Source organism: Pseudomonas sp. KH_024_B2 (assembly GCF_057839965.1).
In genome coordinates, this window is the sequence record NZ_CM174502.1 from 759,773 (window position 1) to 776,069 (window position 16,297).

The 16,297-nt window shown below is 58.6% G+C and carries 15 protein-coding genes; 3 read left to right on the forward strand and 12 right to left on the reverse strand.

All coding sequences use genetic code 11. The features are described from left to right. Positions 1-35 precede the first annotated feature (35 nt). On the forward strand, positions 36-251 hold the full coding sequence (locus AC3I0A_RS03485; RefSeq protein ID WP_489376258.1) for a hypothetical protein: 216 nt from the start codon (positions 36-38) through the stop codon (positions 249-251). An 8-nt stretch (positions 252-259) separates the two neighbouring features. Here the strand turns inward: AC3I0A_RS03485 and yacG are convergent, their stop codons facing one another. Genes yacG through pilB form a run of 5 tightly spaced genes read right to left on the reverse strand, consistent with a single transcriptional unit; the run spans position 260 to position 4,876 of the window. Next, complete coding sequence (gene yacG, locus AC3I0A_RS03490) at positions 260-463, reverse strand: DNA gyrase inhibitor YacG (protein WP_489376259.1); 204 nt, start codon at positions 461-463, stop codon at positions 260-262. Then, positions 460-1,083 (reverse strand): dephospho-CoA kinase, encoded by a 624-nt coding sequence (gene coaE / locus AC3I0A_RS03495; RefSeq protein ID WP_489376260.1) that lies wholly within the window; start codon positions 1,081-1,083, stop codon positions 460-462. The genes yacG and coaE overlap by 4 nt, the downstream gene beginning before the upstream one ends. Continuing rightward, complete coding sequence (locus AC3I0A_RS03500; protein ID WP_489376261.1) at positions 1,080-1,952, reverse strand: prepilin peptidase; 873 nt, start codon at positions 1,950-1,952, stop codon at positions 1,080-1,082. The genes coaE and AC3I0A_RS03500 overlap by 4 nt, the downstream gene beginning before the upstream one ends. Before the next feature lie 2 nt (positions 1,953-1,954). Continuing rightward, a complete protein-coding gene (locus AC3I0A_RS03505; RefSeq protein ID WP_489376262.1) occupies positions 1,955-3,172 on the reverse strand; it encodes a type II secretion system F family protein in 1,218 nt (405 codons plus the stop codon). 3 nt (positions 3,173-3,175) lie between these two features. After that, positions 3,176-4,876, reverse strand: a complete 1,701-nt coding sequence (gene pilB, locus AC3I0A_RS03510; protein WP_489376263.1) for a type IV-A pilus assembly ATPase PilB — start codon at positions 4,874-4,876, stop codon at positions 3,176-3,178. Between the two features lie 226 nt (positions 4,877-5,102). Here pilB and AC3I0A_RS03515 point away from each other — a divergent pair, with 226 nt between their 5' ends. Then, a complete protein-coding gene (locus AC3I0A_RS03515; protein ID WP_489376264.1) occupies positions 5,103-5,510 on the forward strand; it encodes a pilin in 408 nt (135 codons plus the stop codon). A gap of 317 nt (positions 5,511-5,827) precedes the next feature. Next, the gene (locus AC3I0A_RS03520) at positions 5,828-6,175 is read left to right on the forward strand and encodes a BON domain-containing protein (protein WP_489376265.1); all 348 of its coding nucleotides are present in this window, start codon (positions 5,828-5,830) and stop codon (positions 6,173-6,175) included. A gap of 177 nt (positions 6,176-6,352) precedes the next feature. Here the strand turns inward: AC3I0A_RS03520 and AC3I0A_RS03525 are convergent, their stop codons facing one another. The 7 genes from AC3I0A_RS03525 to panD form a co-directional block, all read right to left on the reverse strand. Further along, entirely contained in the window at positions 6,353-6,655 is a 303-nt protein-coding gene (locus AC3I0A_RS03525; RefSeq protein ID WP_489376266.1) for a DUF2845 domain-containing protein, read from the reverse strand. After that, positions 6,652-9,570 (reverse strand): DUF748 domain-containing protein, encoded by a 2,919-nt coding sequence (locus tag AC3I0A_RS03530; protein WP_489376267.1) that lies wholly within the window; start codon positions 9,568-9,570, stop codon positions 6,652-6,654. Before AC3I0A_RS03530 ends, AC3I0A_RS03525 begins: the two co-directional genes overlap by 4 nt. Before the next feature lie 98 nt (positions 9,571-9,668). Beyond that, a complete protein-coding gene (locus tag AC3I0A_RS03535; protein WP_489376268.1) occupies positions 9,669-10,682 on the reverse strand; it encodes a class I SAM-dependent rRNA methyltransferase in 1,014 nt (337 codons plus the stop codon). Positions 10,683-10,869: 187 nt separating this feature from the next. Further along, positions 10,870-11,742 carry an oxygenase MpaB family protein gene (locus AC3I0A_RS03540; protein ID WP_489376269.1) on the reverse strand — a complete coding sequence of 291 codons (873 nt, stop codon included), beginning with the start codon at positions 11,740-11,742 and terminating at the stop codon, positions 10,870-10,872. Positions 11,743-11,787: 45 nt separating this feature from the next. Continuing rightward, positions 11,788-13,725: an acetate--CoA ligase gene (acs, locus tag AC3I0A_RS03545; RefSeq protein WP_489376270.1), complete on the reverse strand. Its 1,938-nt coding sequence runs from the start codon at positions 13,723-13,725 to the stop codon at positions 11,788-11,790. A gap of 232 nt (positions 13,726-13,957) precedes the next feature. Then, positions 13,958-15,622, reverse strand: a complete 1,665-nt coding sequence (pgi, locus tag AC3I0A_RS03550) for a glucose-6-phosphate isomerase (RefSeq protein ID WP_489376271.1) — start codon at positions 15,620-15,622, stop codon at positions 13,958-13,960. A gap of 246 nt (positions 15,623-15,868) precedes the next feature. Beyond that, positions 15,869-16,249, reverse strand: a complete 381-nt coding sequence (gene panD / locus AC3I0A_RS03555) for an aspartate 1-decarboxylase (protein WP_489376272.1) — start codon at positions 16,247-16,249, stop codon at positions 15,869-15,871. Positions 16,250-16,297 lie beyond the last annotated feature (48 nt).

Genomic DNA, 16,297 nt, shown 5'->3' on the forward strand with positions numbered 1-16,297 from the left:
CCTACATGCTCTGAAAAATCTTCAGGAGCATCGGCATGAGTGTCTACGAGTGGGCAAGACAGGAGCTGCGTCAGAGTCTGGATGCAGCGCAAGAAGTGGGTTTTGACCCGGGTTTGAGTCTGCGCGCCTTGCTCAGTGCGGTGGTGCAGCAGAGCAAGGGCGTACGCAGCCTCGAGGATCTGGCGGATGAGTTGCAGTTTCTGGCCGAGAACCTCGAGGAGGGGCAGGATTACGGTTTTATGCGGCCGTGATTTTCTGATTAGTGCGTACGAGGATCGAAGTCTTCGGAGAACATCTCGTCTTCGGCATCCGGGCTGACCGGAATTTTGTGCTCTTCAGACGCCCAGGCGCCCAGGTCGATCAGTTTGCAACGCTCCGAGCAGAACGGCCGGTTGGGGTAGGCTGCGCTCCATTCCACAGGGGCACCGCAGGTTGGGCATTCGATGGTTTTGGGTTGGCTCATGACTGGCCTCCACGCAAGGTAAGATAAAAGTGATGCAGGCGTTCGACCTCGCTATGCAGCCAGTTTAGATCGCGGTCATTGACCAGTACATCGTTGGCATGGCGCAAGCGTTCTTCACGGCTGGCCTGAGCCTTGAGAATCGCCTGGACCTGTTGCTCGCTGGTCTGGTCGCGCAACAGGGTTCGCTCGATTTGCAGTTGCTCTGGCGCATCGATCACCAGGACACGTTGCGTCAGCTTGTACTGCCCCGACTCGATCAGCAGCGGCGAGACCAGAATCGCGTAAGGCGACCGGGCCTGGGCCAAATGACTGGCGATTTCCTGAGCGATCAACGGATGCAACAAGGATTCCAGCCAACGCCGTTCTTCCGGGACTTCGAAGATCAGCTTGCGCAGCGCCGCGCGGTCCAGTTGACCGTCCGCTTGCAGCACGCCCGCACCGAAGTGTCCGGCGATCTTCGCCAGTGCCGGACGACCCGGTTCGACCACCCAGCGGGCGGCATGATCGGCATCCACCAGATGCACACCGAGGTCGATGAAGTGCTGGGCAGCGGCACTTTTGCCGCTACCGATTCCACCGGTCAGACCAAGAATCCAGGGTTTGAGATCAGGGGTATTCATTTGAAACCGACAGACTGCAAATAGGAGTCGGTTATTTGACCACCCCAGAGCAATGCAATCCAGCCGGCAATCGCCAGATAAGGGCCGAAAGGGATGGGTGTCGAAGTCTCCACGTTACGCACGCGCAGAAAAATCAGCCCCAGCACGGCGCCGAGCAAGGATGACAGCAAAATCGTCAGGGGCAGAATTTGCCAGCCGCCCCAGGCACCGAGCATCGCCAGGAGCTTGAAGTCACCAAAGCCCATGCCGTCCTTGCCAGTGAGCAGCTTGAACAGCCAATACACCGACCACAGGCTCATGTAACCGGCCACCGCGCCCCACAAGGCGTCATGCAAGGACACGAACAGACCGAAGCTGTTGACGATCAAGCCCAGCCAAAGCAAGGGCAGCACCAATACATCCGGCAAGAGTTGATGATCGGCATCGATCAGGCTCATCGCCAGCAAACCCCAGCTCAGGATCAATACCAGCCCCGCCTGCCAGCCAAAGCCGAAATGCCAGGCGACGAAGGCCGTCAGCAGGCCGCAGGCCAGTTCGGTGATCGGGTAGCGTTTGCTGATCGGTGTCTTGCACTTCGCGCAGCGGCCCCGGAGCAGCAGATAACTGATGAGCGGGATATTTTCCCAGGCGCGGATCGGCTGGGCGCAGTGCGGGCATTGGGAATGTGGCCGCAGCAGATTGTAGGTCGGGCCTGGCGACTCTGGCGGTAAACCCAACACATCGTTGGCTTGTTCCCGCCACTCGCGTTCGAGCATCTTTGGCAGGCGCCAGACCAGCACATTGAGGAAGCTGCCGACGATCAGACCGAGGACCAGCGCCGATAAAACCAGGGCCAGCGCAGAGCTGGCCAGAAAATCGCTCAAGGGCATGTTCAAATCGCAGAGCCAAGTTGGAAGATAGGCAGGTACATGGCAACTACCAGACCGCCGACGATGATGCCAAGAACCACCATGATGAACGGCTCCATCAGGCTGGTCAGGTTATCGACCATATTGTCGACTTCACCCTCATAGTAGGTCGCGACTTTTTCCAGCATGTCGTCCAGTGTGCCGGACTCTTCGCCGATGGCAGTCATCTGGATCGCCATGTTCGGGAAGATGCCGGAGGTGCGCATGGAAAAATTCAACTGCATACCGGTCGAGACATCCTGCCTGATGCGGTTGACCGCATTCTTGAACACGATATTGCCGGTAGCGCCGGCCACCGAGTCCAGGGCTTCGACCAAGGGTACGCCAGCGGCGAAGGTGGTGGAAAGCGTACGGGCATAACGGGCCACGGCTGATTTATACATCAGCGGGCCCACCAGCGGCAGTTTCAACAAGCTGATGTCCAGCCAGTCGCGAAAGCCTTGCGAGCGTTTGCGCGCATAGCGGAAACCGAACACGGCGGCGGCGATCCCGCCCAGTACCAACATCCACCACTGCTGCAAGAATTCGGAGATGGCGATGATCATCAGGGTAAACGCCGGAAGCTCTGCGCCAAAACCGGAAAAAACCGTCTTGAATTGCGGGACCACCTTGATCAGCAGAATGCCGGTCACAATGATCGCGACGACGATCACGGCCAGGGGATAGGTCATGGCTTTCTTGATCTTGGCTTTGAGCAATTCGCTCTTTTCCTTGTAGGTGGCCACCCGCTCCAGCAAGGTTTCCAGGGCACCGGCCTGTTCACCGGCGTCCACCAGGTTGCAGTACAGGTCATCGAAATACTGCGGCTTTTTACGCAGCGCAGCGGCAAAGCTGTTGCCGGCCGCGACTTCCTGTTTCACCTCGTCCACCAGCTTGCGCATGTTAGGATTATCGAAACCCTCACCGATGATGTCGAAGGACTGCAGCAGCGGTACCCCGGCTTTCATCATGGTCGCCATCTGACGGGTGAACAGGGCGATATCCAGAGGCTTTATGCGTTTACCGGCGCCAAAGATCGAGCTGTTTTTCTTTCGTACCTTGCCCGGGGTAATGCCTTGCTTGCGCAACTGCGCCTTGATCAGCGCCGGGTTATGACCGCTCAGTTCGCCGGTCATTCTGGCGCCTTTCTTGTCTGTGCCTTCCCAGGCGTAAACACTGACTTTTACTGCTTTGACCGCCATCGATTAGTCCTTGGTGACCCGATTGATTTCTTCAAGGCTGGTAATGCCCTGCATGGCCTTGAGCAGGCCGGAGGTGCGCAAGTCGTTGAAACCGTCCTTGCGCATCTGCGCATCGATCTCCAGTGAATTGCCTTCAGCCATGATCAGGTGTTGCAGGTCCGGCGTGTTTTTCACCACTTCATAGATCCCGACTCGCCCCTTGTAACCGCCATTGCAATGATCACAACCCACCGGCTCATAGATTTTGAAGCTGCCGATATGTTCCTCGGCGAAGCCTTCCTTGCGCTGTGTTTCGTGGGGTACATCGATTTCTTTTTTGCAGTGGCTGCACAACTTGCGGGCCAGACGCTGGGCGATGATCAGGTTTACCGAGGTGGCGATGTTGAACCCGGGGATGCCCATGTTCTGCAGGCGGGTCAGGGTTTCTGCGGCGCTGTTGGTGTGCAGGGTCGAAAGCACCATATGGCCGGTCTGTGCGGCCTTGATGGCGATCTCGGCGGTCTCCAGGTCGCGAATTTCGCCGACCATGATGACGTCCGGGTCCTGACGCAGGAACGAGCGCAGGGCCTGGGCAAAATCCAGACCTTGCCTGGGATTGACGTTGACCTGGTTGACGCCCTCCATGTTGATTTCCACCGGATCTTCGACGGTGGAGATATTGATGTCCACGGTATTGAGGATATTCAGACCGGTATACAGCGAAATGGTTTTGCCTGAGCCGGTCGGCCCGGTCACCAGAATCATTCCCTGGGGCTGCTTGAGCGCCGTCATGTACAGGGCTTTCTGCTCGGGTTCATAGCCCAGGGCATCGATGCCCATTTGTGCGCTGGACGGGTCGAGAATTCGCATCACGACCTTTTCGCCCCACAGTGTCGGCAAGGTGTTGACCCTGAAATCGATGGATGTGCTCTTCGAAATGCGCATCTTGATCCGCCCGTCTTGCGGCTTGCGGCGTTCGGAAATATCCAGGCTGGCCATAACCTTCAGGCGCGCGGCGATCCTGCTGGCGAGATGGATGGGAGGCCTGGCGACCTCGCGAAGAATGCCATCGGTGCGCAGACGGACCCGATAGATCTTTTCATAAGGTTCGAAATGCAGGTCCGAAGAGCCGCCCTTGATCGCGTCCAGCAGCATCTTGTGGACGAAGCGCACCACGGGTGCATCGTCGGTGTCTTGACCGGCAATGGCGTCGTGTTTTTTGTCATCGATCGACTCGATGTCCAGGCCGTCCAGATCGACATCGGCGAGGTCTTCCAGGCCATTGGATTGTGTGTCGAAGAACTTGTCGATGGCGTCGCTGAGCTTGTCGTCTTCCACCAGGATGGCTTCGGTGGTCAGCCCGGTGCTGAACTGAATATCGTTGATGGCTTGATGATTGGTCGGGTCGGAAACACCGACAAACAATTTGTTGCCGCGACGCCACAGGGGCAGCACGTGGTGTTGCCGGATCAGGTTTTCGCTGACCAGGCCGCGAGGCTGAGAATCCTTATCGAGACAACTCAGATCGAGCAGGGCTACACCAAAGTGTTCAGAGGCGACTTGTGCCAGCTGCCGGCTTTTGACCAGCTTGTTCTGCACCAGGTAGGTCACCAGGGACATTCGATTGCGTTGAGCTTGCTCAGACGCCTGTAGCGCGCTTTTGTCCGTGAGCAGCTCGGCCAGAACCAATTGCCTGGCCAGACCGGAGAGGGCGATGTCATTCATTCGAGTACCAGCGGCAAACAGTTGGAGACTTATAGCGTAGTCGGTCGCAGGAGCCTAATCAGGGACGCTCGGGTGACGAAAAATGTCAGAATGTGCAACTTTTGAGGATAAGGGCACTGCACCGGCACCGGCGCGGGCCTGCTGGCAAGGGTCCAAAGGGTTTGGCACGTGCTGTGCTTTGACCTGTTAAGGTCATGAAACTTCACCTAATGCTTGGAGCTTTTCTATGAATAGTCAAAAAGGTTTTACCTTGATCGAACTGTTGATTGTGGTCGCGATCATCGGCATTTTGGCAACGTTCGCGCTGCCGGCTTACTCGAAGTACCAGGCCAGAGCGAAGGTCACAGCCGGTCTGGCCGAGATCACCGCGCTGAAAGTTCCTTTTGAAGACGTCATCAATCAGGGCACCGATCCGACATTGGCCCTGGTGGGCGGCACCGCTACTACGGGTAACTGCACGACTACCGCATCAGGTACCGCCACGACGGGTGCCGGGACAATCGTTTGCACGATCCTGAATGCTCCGGGTCCTGTGCTTAGCAAAACCATCACGCTTACCCGCTCGGCCACCGGTTGGGCCTGCACTAGCACCGCTTTGCAGGAATACGTGCCAATAAGTTGCGACGGAGCCTGATCCTCAACCGTCTGGTTGTTTCTATCCAATGCCTCGCGTTAAGCGGGGCATTTTTTTGGCCGTGACTTTCTGGCGTTGAGCGGTTTAACAGTCCCGTCAATGCATGGCATCAGGGTATCGCTGAAAAACCGCAACTTGCATGCGACTTCTGCATTGGTCATGCAATTTGCACGATTTCAAATTGTTGATTTATTAGTAACTTATTGATTTATAGATATTTATTTTCTGATTGTGAGTTGGCACAACGCCTGCACTTATCCAGTAACCCTGCCCCAATGACACGGCGCAGACTTTTTGGCAGAACAGGAGTTACTCGTATGAAGAAGTTCGCAATCGCTGCCGCAACTGCTACCGCTCTGACCCTGACCCTGGGCAACATTGCATTTGCCCAGACCACTCAGTCGCCTATGGTGTTGGCGGCAGGTGAAATAACCGAAGTTAAGGAAGATGTTTCCGACACCTGGATCACCACCAAAGTGAAGACTGATCTGGTCACCGAAAAAGGCGTTCCCGGCACCGACATCGAAGTCGAAACCAAGAAAGGTGTCGTGGCCCTGTCCTCGAAAGTGGCGTTGACTGACTCACAGAAAGAAATGGCAGTCGCCATCACCAAGAAAATCAAAGGTGTCAAAGGCGTAATGGCTGACGGCCTGAAAACCGAATAAGGTTCAAGCGTCTCGCCTGGACGGAGAAGGGGGCGACAGGCGATCCAGTAATACGCCTGTCTTTCCTTCAAGGTTCATGCGAAGACCATAGGGATGTGGTCATTGCAGGCTCCGGCACTGTGTGTCGGAGCCTGTTCTACGTGGAGTGGGAAATTTACTGGCGAATGGGGAGGGTTGTCAGTTGCCGCGCTTGCTGTCGATGCTCACCAGGCGATTGCCTTCAAAACGCAGGTATTGATACATGCCGCTGTTGGGCCCGTACACCCACTCCTCGACTTGAAACTCTTCGCGTTTGTTGGCGCTACGCTTGTAGCCCAGAAAGTCGCGGGAAGCAGGTTCTCCGCATTTCTGCAAAACTTCGCCGGACCTGTCCCCCAGACTGATCAATTGACTGCCACAGCGCAGCGTATTGGCGGCTTGAGCCTGGCTGGCAACAATGGCCAATGCCAGGCTGAGCAACAAAGGTGTTCGCCTGTTCATTCGCTATCCAGATGAAGTGGCGTGATCACCCGACCATCGTTTTGCGCCTGCCCGATATTAGCGTCGATGAAGTAAACCCGATCGTCAGCCAACTGCCCTTTGTCCACCAGGAAGTCCTTGATGCTGCTGGCCCGATCTTGTCCCAATTGACGCAGGAGCACGTCGCTTTCGCTCCAGAACTTGATCACCCCTTCACGCAGTTTTGCCGTGCGTTCGTCACGGCTCAGTTGTGCCCACTCGGCCGGTGGCTGCGTTTTCAGGCGGGTGCGGTAGATACCTTCGAGCAGTGGCGCTTTCTCGCTGTCCGGAACCTCTAGCAGGGACGCTTGGGCAGGGACCTTATCGCCGCGACGCTGGAGTATTTTGTAGTAGTTGTATTGATATTCACGCTCGAGCCGCTGTTCGGCGATCGGCGGGCCGTCGCTGCTTTGCGCGCTGGTGCCTTCAATTTCCAGTCGCAGGGCCGGACGTTCCTTGAGGGCATTGGCCAGTTTGGTCAACGACGATTCGGAGTCTTTACTCAGGTCACTGGAGCCTGGCGCGAACGACACGCTGCCGAGATCTTCCGAGCCACCACCACTGACCAGACCGCCAATGAGCTTGAACGGTGCTTGAGCGGCACGCAGTACCAGATTGCGCAAGGACTGCCAGATGATTGGCATGACGCTGAACTGTGGGTTGTTCAAGTCACCGCTTACCGGGAGTTCGATAGAGATTTTCCCGTCAGTGTCTTTAAGCAGCGCGATCGCCAGGCGAATCGGCAGGTCCACGGCATCCGGGCTGTCGACTTTTTCGCCCAGTTGCAGTTGCTCGACCACCACTTTGTTCTCGGCGGTCAACTGGCCGTTGGTGATCTTGTAATGCAGGTCGAGATTGAGCCGGCCCTTGCGAATGCGGAAACCGGCGAACTTGCCGGAGTAGGGCGTCAAGGTGGTCAGTTCGACGCGCTTGAAGCTGGTGGCGATGTCCAGCGCCGCCATCGGGTCGAACGGGTTCACGCTGCCTTTGATGGTGACCGGTGCGTAACGGTCGACCTTGCCTTTGATATCAACGTTGGCCGGTTTTGTCTGACGGCTGTCGATGGTGCCGATCTGACCATTGAGTTGTTGAACGGCGGTGGCGAAGTTTGGCGTCAGGCTGAAGTCGGCGAAGTTGGCCGAGCCGTCATTGATAGCGATTGCGCCGATATGAATACCCAGCGGATTTTCCTGGCTGGCGGCGGGTTTTGCCGCGCTTTTGGCGTCGGCATCCGCCGGTTGCGGGATCAGCAGGTCATCGATGTTGGTGGTGCGGTCCTCGTTGATCATGAAGCGCGCGTATGGCTGCAACAGGTTGACCTTAGTGATCGACAGGCTGTCGCCATGTTGATAGTTCAACCCTTCGAGCACCAATTGCTGCCACTTGAGGAAGTCGCGGGTCTTCAAGGTGTCCAGGGTGTGCAGTTGATCGACCTGGGCCCGACCGGTGACGTTGAACGCCAGCGGCTCGGTACTTTTCAGATCGACTGCCAGATCACTGCCGAGCATGCCGCTGCGCAGCTCCAGGCGCATGAACGGGCTGATATAGGACTGGGCGACGCGCAAGTCGATGTCTTTGGTCTGCACCTGCAATTTGGCGCTGATTGGCTTCAGATTGACTTCGCCGCTCGCCTGGATACTGCCTTGCTTGCCCAGCCCGCTATCGAGTTTGAGGGTAAAAGGCGACTGATTGAGGCTGTCGAAGTTTTGCAGGTCCAGATTCAGCGGGCCGAGTTCCAGCGCCACTGGAGGCTGGGCCTGACGGTCTGCCAGATGTACCTGATAGTTGCGCAGTTGCACGTCCTTGAGCAGCACCTGCCACGGCTTGCCCGGCGCCGTCGGCTCAGGTTTGGGCGAGCCGGCGGCGGGAGCGGTTTCCGTTGCCGGTTTGGCCGGTTGGCTGGCGAACAGCTTCTGCCAGTCGAGCTGACCATCGGCTTCGCGAGCGGCCCAGGTTTCCAGTTTCTGACTGCGGATCTTGCCGACCACCACTTGCTGTTTGGCCAGATCGACCGTGGTCTCGCTGACGTCCAGCCGTTCGAGACGCGCCAGCGGCCGACCATCCGGCGTCTTGATGGCGAACGGCGCGACGCTCAGCGAGGCGTTGCTCAGGAGCAGTTCGGTTGCTTTGGAGAGATTGAATTTGTAATCGGTACTCAGGTTCAGAACGCCGTTTTCCAGCACCAGCGGCACGGCATCACGCACATAGGGCCAAAAGGCCTTCATCTGGCCGTCGGTGACTTTGAGCCTGCCTTCGGAGGCAATCGGCACCAGACTGAAGTTACCGGTCCAGTCAAGCTGCCCACCGTTGGGGCCGACGGCGACCAGCGTCATGTCGGCGTTATCGTCGGGCAAGGTACTGAGGTTTTTCAGCTCGAAGTCGAGCTTGTCGTAAAGGAATTCGATCGGCTCGCCGGGACGTACATCCTCAAAGTGCACATAGCCGCCGGCCAGCTTGATCCGTTCGATGCGCAGTGGAAATGGCTTGCTGTCCGGATCGGCCGGGGTCGGCTCGCTGGCTGGCAGCTTGAACAGCTGTAGCAGATTGAGCTTGCCGTCTTTGGCGAAGAGGATTTCGCTCTTGGGGTTGATCAATTCGATATCGGTCAGATGCAGGACGCGGGTCCACAGGCTGTCGAGGCTCAGGTTGGCGTAAAGGCGCTCGAAGGCCACTTGCTCCTTGCCCGGCTCACCGATTTTCAGACCCCACAGGCTCAGCTCAAGGCTGAAGGGGTTGAGCTCGATCCGCTCGATTCGCGCCGGAACCGTTGCGTAGTTGGCCAATTGTTGATTGGCGACCCGCAAGGCAATGCCCGGCAAAATCAGAAACCCCAGCAAGCTATAAAGGGCGATAGCGGTCAACAAGGCGCCAATAGCGCGGATCAATCCTTTGGGCATGTGAGGCGTCATCTATCTGATATCGGAAGTGCCTTGGAGTATGGCATGCGTTTACGGTTCCGAAGCAATCGCCTTTATTCGCGTAAGACTTGTCTGAATCAGAGTTGCAGGATCAGGGTTTTCAACGGTGGCTGCTGATCCAGGGACGGGAAATCGCTGCCCGGCGTCAATACCTGCCAGTCGCGCACCGGGCGTCCGGCCTTTTCGGCACAGCGCAAAACCTGTTCACGCCAGTCGTCCATGCTGACCTTTGCCAGATTGTTACAGCAGATCAGTACGCCATTTTCGGCGGTGGTCAGCAGGGCCGGTTTGAGCAGGCTTTGATAGTCGCGCAGCAGGTCAACGGTGCCGAAAGCACTCTTGGCCCAGGCGGGAGGGTCAAGCAGGACCAGGTCGTACTGGCGCTGCTCCAGACGTGGGTAGCTCGGCAATTTGTGCCGACGTTGAATGATCGGCAAGCCGGCCAGTTGACGAATCGCCGCAAAATAATCGGACTGGATGAACTGCATCTTCGGCAACTGCGGATTGAGCAGGCCGTTCTCACGGCCGACCGCCAGATTGCCCTCGGCAAAATCCAGATTGCACACCTCGCGGGCAGCCCCGGCTGCTGCGCACAAGCCAACGCCACAGGTGTAGGCGAACAGGTTCAGTACGCTTTTACCGGCGCTGTGGTCTTTGACCCAGCCGCGAGCGTTGCGCAGGTCGAGAAACAGCAGTGGGTCCTGCCCGGCGTGGCGGCCGCGGACCCGGTAGTTCAGGCCCCATTCGTGGCCGATCAGATCTTCCAGAGCAGCGTCTTCGGCACGGTAGACCGAGTCTTCCCGGTCAATTCGCGAATTGCCCCGGGAGCGGTCGTTGTAGACCAGCGGGGTGTTCAGGTCGAGGTGCTGATTGATGGTTTCGTGCAGTTGCAGCAGTGCGTCGCGTTCCAGCGACTCATGGAAGCTTTGCACCAGCAGTTGCGGACCGTAACGGTCGATGGTCAAGCCGCCGGCGCCTTCCTGGCTGCCATGGAACAACCGATAGCAGTCGGTGCCTTGCTGATGCAGCTCGGCGAGCAGGTCCTGGCGATGATCGAGGGCGGCGCGCAGCGCCTGATTCAAGGAAGACATGCTGGGCGCCTTGCGAATGATTGGGCGCGGCAGTCTACCAGTTTCACTGTAGGAGCAGCCGGTCGACGCTCGATTGCTCGCGATGAACTCAAGGGCGACGCGTTTATTCAGAAAACACGCGTTATCGTTAACGTCCATCGCGAGCAAGCTCGCTCCTACAAGTTATGAGTCGCTCACAGAACCGGTCTCAGCTCAGCAAACCCATGCGCCGCCGCGCACGCTGCACCGAGCCGTTGCGCACTGCCCAGCGCAGCATCGGAGCGCTGCGTTTGACACTGGCGCGGATCAGCTTGCGTTGCAGCGGGCTCTGGCTGACACCCAGCATGTCGCTGGCCCAATCCGGCAGCAGGTCGATGCCGGCCTGCATCATCAAACCGCCGAAAGGCTTGGCCAGACGGCTGGGGGCAGGTGCGTTCATCAACAGTCGCAGCACTTCGCGGCTGCGCTCGTCACACAACAGCTGCGGGCGGATTCTTTCAAGGTAGTCGGCAATTTGCTGGCGTGAGCGCGGCACATCCCGCGCACCCAGTCGTTCGGCTACCAGGGCGATTTCCGCGTAGTAGCGATCCTGATCGGCTGGCGACAGATTCGGATTGCGGTAACGCAGGTGCGCAGCGAGGAAGTTGCTGACTTCGGCCACATGCACCCAGGTCAGCAGATCCGGGTCGCTGGCGGCATAAGGCTGGCCGTCGGGCGCGGTGCCGGTCACTTGCAGGTGAATGGTACGGACCTTGTCGATCAGCCATTCGGCGTCCTGTCGCGAGCCAAAGGTGGTGCCGGAGATGAACTGCCCGGTGCGGCGCAGTCGGCCGAGCATGTCCTCACGAAAGTTCGAGTGATCCCAGACCCCGGCCAGCACCAGCGGATGCAGGGCTTGCAGCATCAGCGCGCTGATACCGCCGATCAGCATGCTGCTGAAGTCGCCATGCACTTGCCAGCTGACCGAGTCCGGCCCGAACAGGCCGGGATCGCCCTTGGGGTTCTCCAGATCCAGCTTGCCGAGGGACAAGCCGCTCAGGCTCATGATCTGGGTTTCGATACGACTACGAATGAATTCCATGACTGCTCGGTTGTTACCGCAAGGCGCGGCAATGGCCGCGCAGGTTTATTGGTTCAGGCGTTTGTCGATCAGACCCTCGACCACGCTCGGATCGGCCAGGGTCGAGGTATCACCCAGACTGTCCAGTTCATTGCAGGCGATCTTGCGCAGAATCCGCCGCATGATCTTGCCCGAACGGGTTTTCGGCAAGGCTGGCGCCCATTGAATCAGCTCCGGCTTGGCGAAGCTGCCAATTTCCTTGCTGACCAGGCTCAGCAGTTCTTTCTTCAGTTCGTCGCTGGGTTCTATGCCATTCATCGGCGTGACAAAGGCGTAGATCCCCTGGCCCTTGAGGTCGTGGGGGTAACCGACCACCGCGGCTTCGGCGATGCTGTCGTGGAGCACCAGCGCGCTTTCTACTTCAGCCGTACCGATGCGGTGCCCGGACACGTTGATCACGTCATCGATACGCCCGGTGATCCAGTAATCGCCGTCTTCATCGCGTCGGGCGCCGTCGCCGGTGAAGTAGTAGCCGGGGTAGGGTTTGAAGTAGGTTTCGAGCATGCGTTTCGGGTCGCCGTAGACGCTACGGATCTGCGCCGGCCAGCTGGCCTTGAGCGCCAGAATGCCGCTACCGGCGCCGCGGATTTCCTTGCCTTGTTCGTCCAGCAACACCGGTTGCACGCCGAACATGGGCTGGGTGGCGCAGCCGGGCTTGGTTCGGTTGGCGCTGACCAGCGGGCTGAGCATGATGCCGCCGGTTTCGGTCTGCCACCAGGTGTCGACGATCGGGCAACGTTGCTCGCCGACCGCATTGAAATACCATTCCCAGGCTTCCGGGTTGATGGGTTCACCGACGGTGCCCAACAGCCGCAGGCTGCTGCGCGATGTTTCTTGCAACGGCTCCGGGCCTTCGCGCATCAGCGCACGTATTGCGGTGGGCGCGGTGTAGAAAATGTTCACCTGATGTTTGTCGATCACCTGCCAGAACCGCGAGCTGCTCGGATAGCTCGGCACGCCCTCGAAGATCAGTGTGGTCGCGCCGTTGGCCAGCGGGCCGTAGACGATGTAACTGTGGCCGGTGACCCAGCCGACATCGGCGGTGCACCAGAAGACTTCGCCGTCACGGTAGTCGAATACGTACTTGAAGGTCATCGCCGCCTGCAGCAGGTAGCCGCCAGTGGTGTGCAACACACCTTTGGGTTTGCCGGTGCTGCCGGAGGTGTAAAGGATGAACAGCGGGTCTTCAGCGTCCATCGGCTCGGGCAGGCAGTCGTCGCTCACGCTGCGCAGAGCCTGGTGATACCAGAGGTCACGGCCTTCGACCCAGTTGACGTCACCTTGGGTGCGTTCGATCACCAGCACTGTGCTGACGTCCGGGCAACTGAGCAGGGCCTTGTCGACGTTCTGCTTGAGCGGTACGAATTTGCCACCGCGAACGCCCTCATCGGCAGTGATCACGGTGCGGCAGTCGGCGTCGAGAATCCGGTCGCGCAGGGCGTCCGGGGAGAAACCACCGAAGACCACCGAGTGCACCGCGCCTATCCGCGCGCAGGCCAGCATGGCGTAGGCCGCTTCGGGGATCATCGGCATGTAGATGCAGACCCGATCGCCTTTTTTAACGCCACGACTTTTCAGCACGTTGGCCAGGCGGCAGACGTTGTGATGAAGTTTTTTGTAGGTGATCTGTGCCGATTCGGCGGGGTCGTCGCCTTCCCAGATGATCGCGATCTGGTCGCCGCGTTGTTCGAGATGACGGTCGATGCAGTTGTAGCTGACGTTCAACTGACCGCCGGCAAACCAGCTGGCGGCACCGGTTTTCAGGTCATAGCGCTGGACGGTTTGCCACGGCGCACTCCAGTCGAGAAAACGCGTGGCCTGTTCGGCCCAAAAGGTGCTGGGGTGCTCGATGGATTGGCGGTAAAGGCGCTGGTAGTCGTCCTGACTCAATTGTGCAGCCCGGCGGACGGCATCGGCTTTGGGGAAAGTGCTGATATCGAACATGACGGTTCCTTATTCTTGTTTTTGCGACAAGTGATAAAGATGCGCCGAGTGGCAAATGGGTTCAAGTCGTACACTGAGCGGGGAAGGGCTGGTGTTGTGGGAGCGGGCTTGCCCGCGAAGCGAGCACCGCGTTTTTCAGGCATTGCGCGTTATCGTTCTTCGCGGGCAAGCCCGCTCCCACACAAGCCCGCTCCCACAGGTTCGGCGATAACCTGTGGGAGCGAAGATCACATCAGCCGCGGTGACGACCGCGGAAGTAGTTGATCAGACCTTGGGTCGAGGCATCGTCGGCCGGCTCTTCGTCGCTGCCGGTCAGGCGGTTGTAGACGCCTTTGCCGAGCTCTTTACCCAGCTCCACACCCCACTGGTCAAAGGCATTGATGCCCCAGATCACGCTCTGCACGAAGACTTTGTGTTCGTACATCGCCACCAGTGCGCCGAGGCGACGTGGGCTGATACGTTCGACGACCAGGGTGTTGCTCGGACGGTTGCCCGGGATCACCTTGTGCGGCGCAAGCTTCTGCACTTCGTCCTCGCTCATGCCGTTGTCACGCAGCTCGGCTTCGGCCTCGACACGAGTCTTGCCGAGCATCAGCGCCTGGCTTTGCGACAGGCAGTTGGCGTAGAGCCATTGGTGATGGTCGGCTACCGGGTTGAAGCTGACGATCGGCACGATGAAATCGGCCGGAATCAGTTGGGTGCCCTGGTGCAGCAACTGGTGGTAGGCATGCTGACCGTTGCAACCCACGCCGCCCCAGATGACCGGACCGGTGTCGGTGGACACCGGTGTACCGTCCTGGCGCACGCTCTTGCCGTTGGATTCCATGTCCAGCTGCTGCAAGTGCTTGGTGATGTTGCGCAGGTAGTGGTCGTACGGCAGGATCGCGTGGCTTTGCGCGCCCCAGAAATTGCCGTACCAGACACCCAGCAACGCCAGCAGCACCGGCATGTTCTGTTCGAATGGCGCGCTCTGGAAGTGCTGGTCCATGGTGTAGGCACCGGACAGCAGTTCCTTGAAGTTGGACATGCCGATGGCCAGGGCGATCGGCAAACCGATGGCCGACCACAGCGAATAACGTCCGCCAACCCAGTCCCACATCGGGAAAATGTTTTCTTCACGGATACCGAATGCCACAGCGGCGGCATTGTTGCTCGAGACCGCGATGAAGTGACGATACAGCTCGGCTTCAGAGCCACCCTGGGCCAGGTACCAGGCACGAGCCGCCTGAGCGTTTTTCAGGGTTTCCAGGGTGTTGAAGGACTTCGACGAGACGATGAACAACGTGGTCTCGGCGCGAATCTTCATCGACAGTTCGTGGAACTCACTGCCGTCGATGTTCGCCAGGTAATGGCAGCGCACGCCTTTCTGGGCGTAGGACAGCAGCGCTTCGGAGACCAGCTCCGGGCCGAGGAACGAGCCGCCGATGCCGATGTTCACCACGTCGGTGATCGGCTTCTCGGTATAGCCGCGCCACAGACCGTCGTGGATCCGGCCGACCAGCTCGGTGATCTGGTTCAGCACCTTGTGCACTTCCGGCATCACGTTGACGCCGTTCACCGACAGCTTGTCGCCCACCGGGCGGCGCAGAGCGGTGTGCAGGGCAGGGCGGCCTTCCGAGGAATTGACCAGCTCGCCGGCGAACAGCGCTTTGATCGCGTCCTGCAGGCCGGCTTCATTGCCCAGACCGACCAGCAGGTCGCGGGTTTCTTTGGTGATCAGGTTTTTCGAATAATCGAGAAAAAGCCCACAGCTGCTCAAGGTAAATTCATTGAAGCGCTGAGGGTTGGCATTGAACGCTTCGCGCATGCTGAAATCCTGCATGGCTTCGCGGTGTTGATTCAACGCCTGCCAGGCGGGCAGAGCGGTAACATCGTGAGGAGTGCGGTAGTACGCCATCGCTGCGGGTTTCCTTTTACTTGAACTGCCTTTTGGACACTAAAAAGCCCGGAACGTCCTGTTCGGTCACAAAACGATATCCAGGTAACCTGTGCTGAACCGATTCATCAACGCAGGGCGAGTACAGTAAACCTCACGTCTTGATCTGTCTTGGCTTTGTCTGACCAGCGGCCGGTACTTTTTTATACCGGCGCATCAGCCGAGAGCGACAGGCGGGCTTTCAAGTGCAGAGAAATGCGCGGTCGATCAGGCGACCTGGACCGGGATGGCATTGCTGGTGTGACTCAGCTCATTGCCCGGCGCCATGTAGAGCATGCGCGGTTTGAAGTCGAGCAGTTCGGCTTCGCTGTAATGAGCATAGGCGCAGATGATTACCCGATCGCCGACCTTGGCCTTGTGCGCAGCGGCACCGTTGACCGAAATCATCCGCGAGCCCTCTTCGCCACGGATCGCATAGGTGGTGAAGCGCTCGCCGTTGTCGATGTTGTAAATCTGGATCTGTTCGTACTCACGGATCCCGGACAAGTCCAGCCATTCGCCATCGATGGCGCAAGAGCCTTCGTAGTCGAGTACAGCGTGGGTGACTTCGGCGCGATGCAGCTTGGCTTTGAGCATGATGGCGTGCATGAATGTTTCCTTGGTCAGATCCGGACGGCGGGCAGTTTGCCCGAAGCT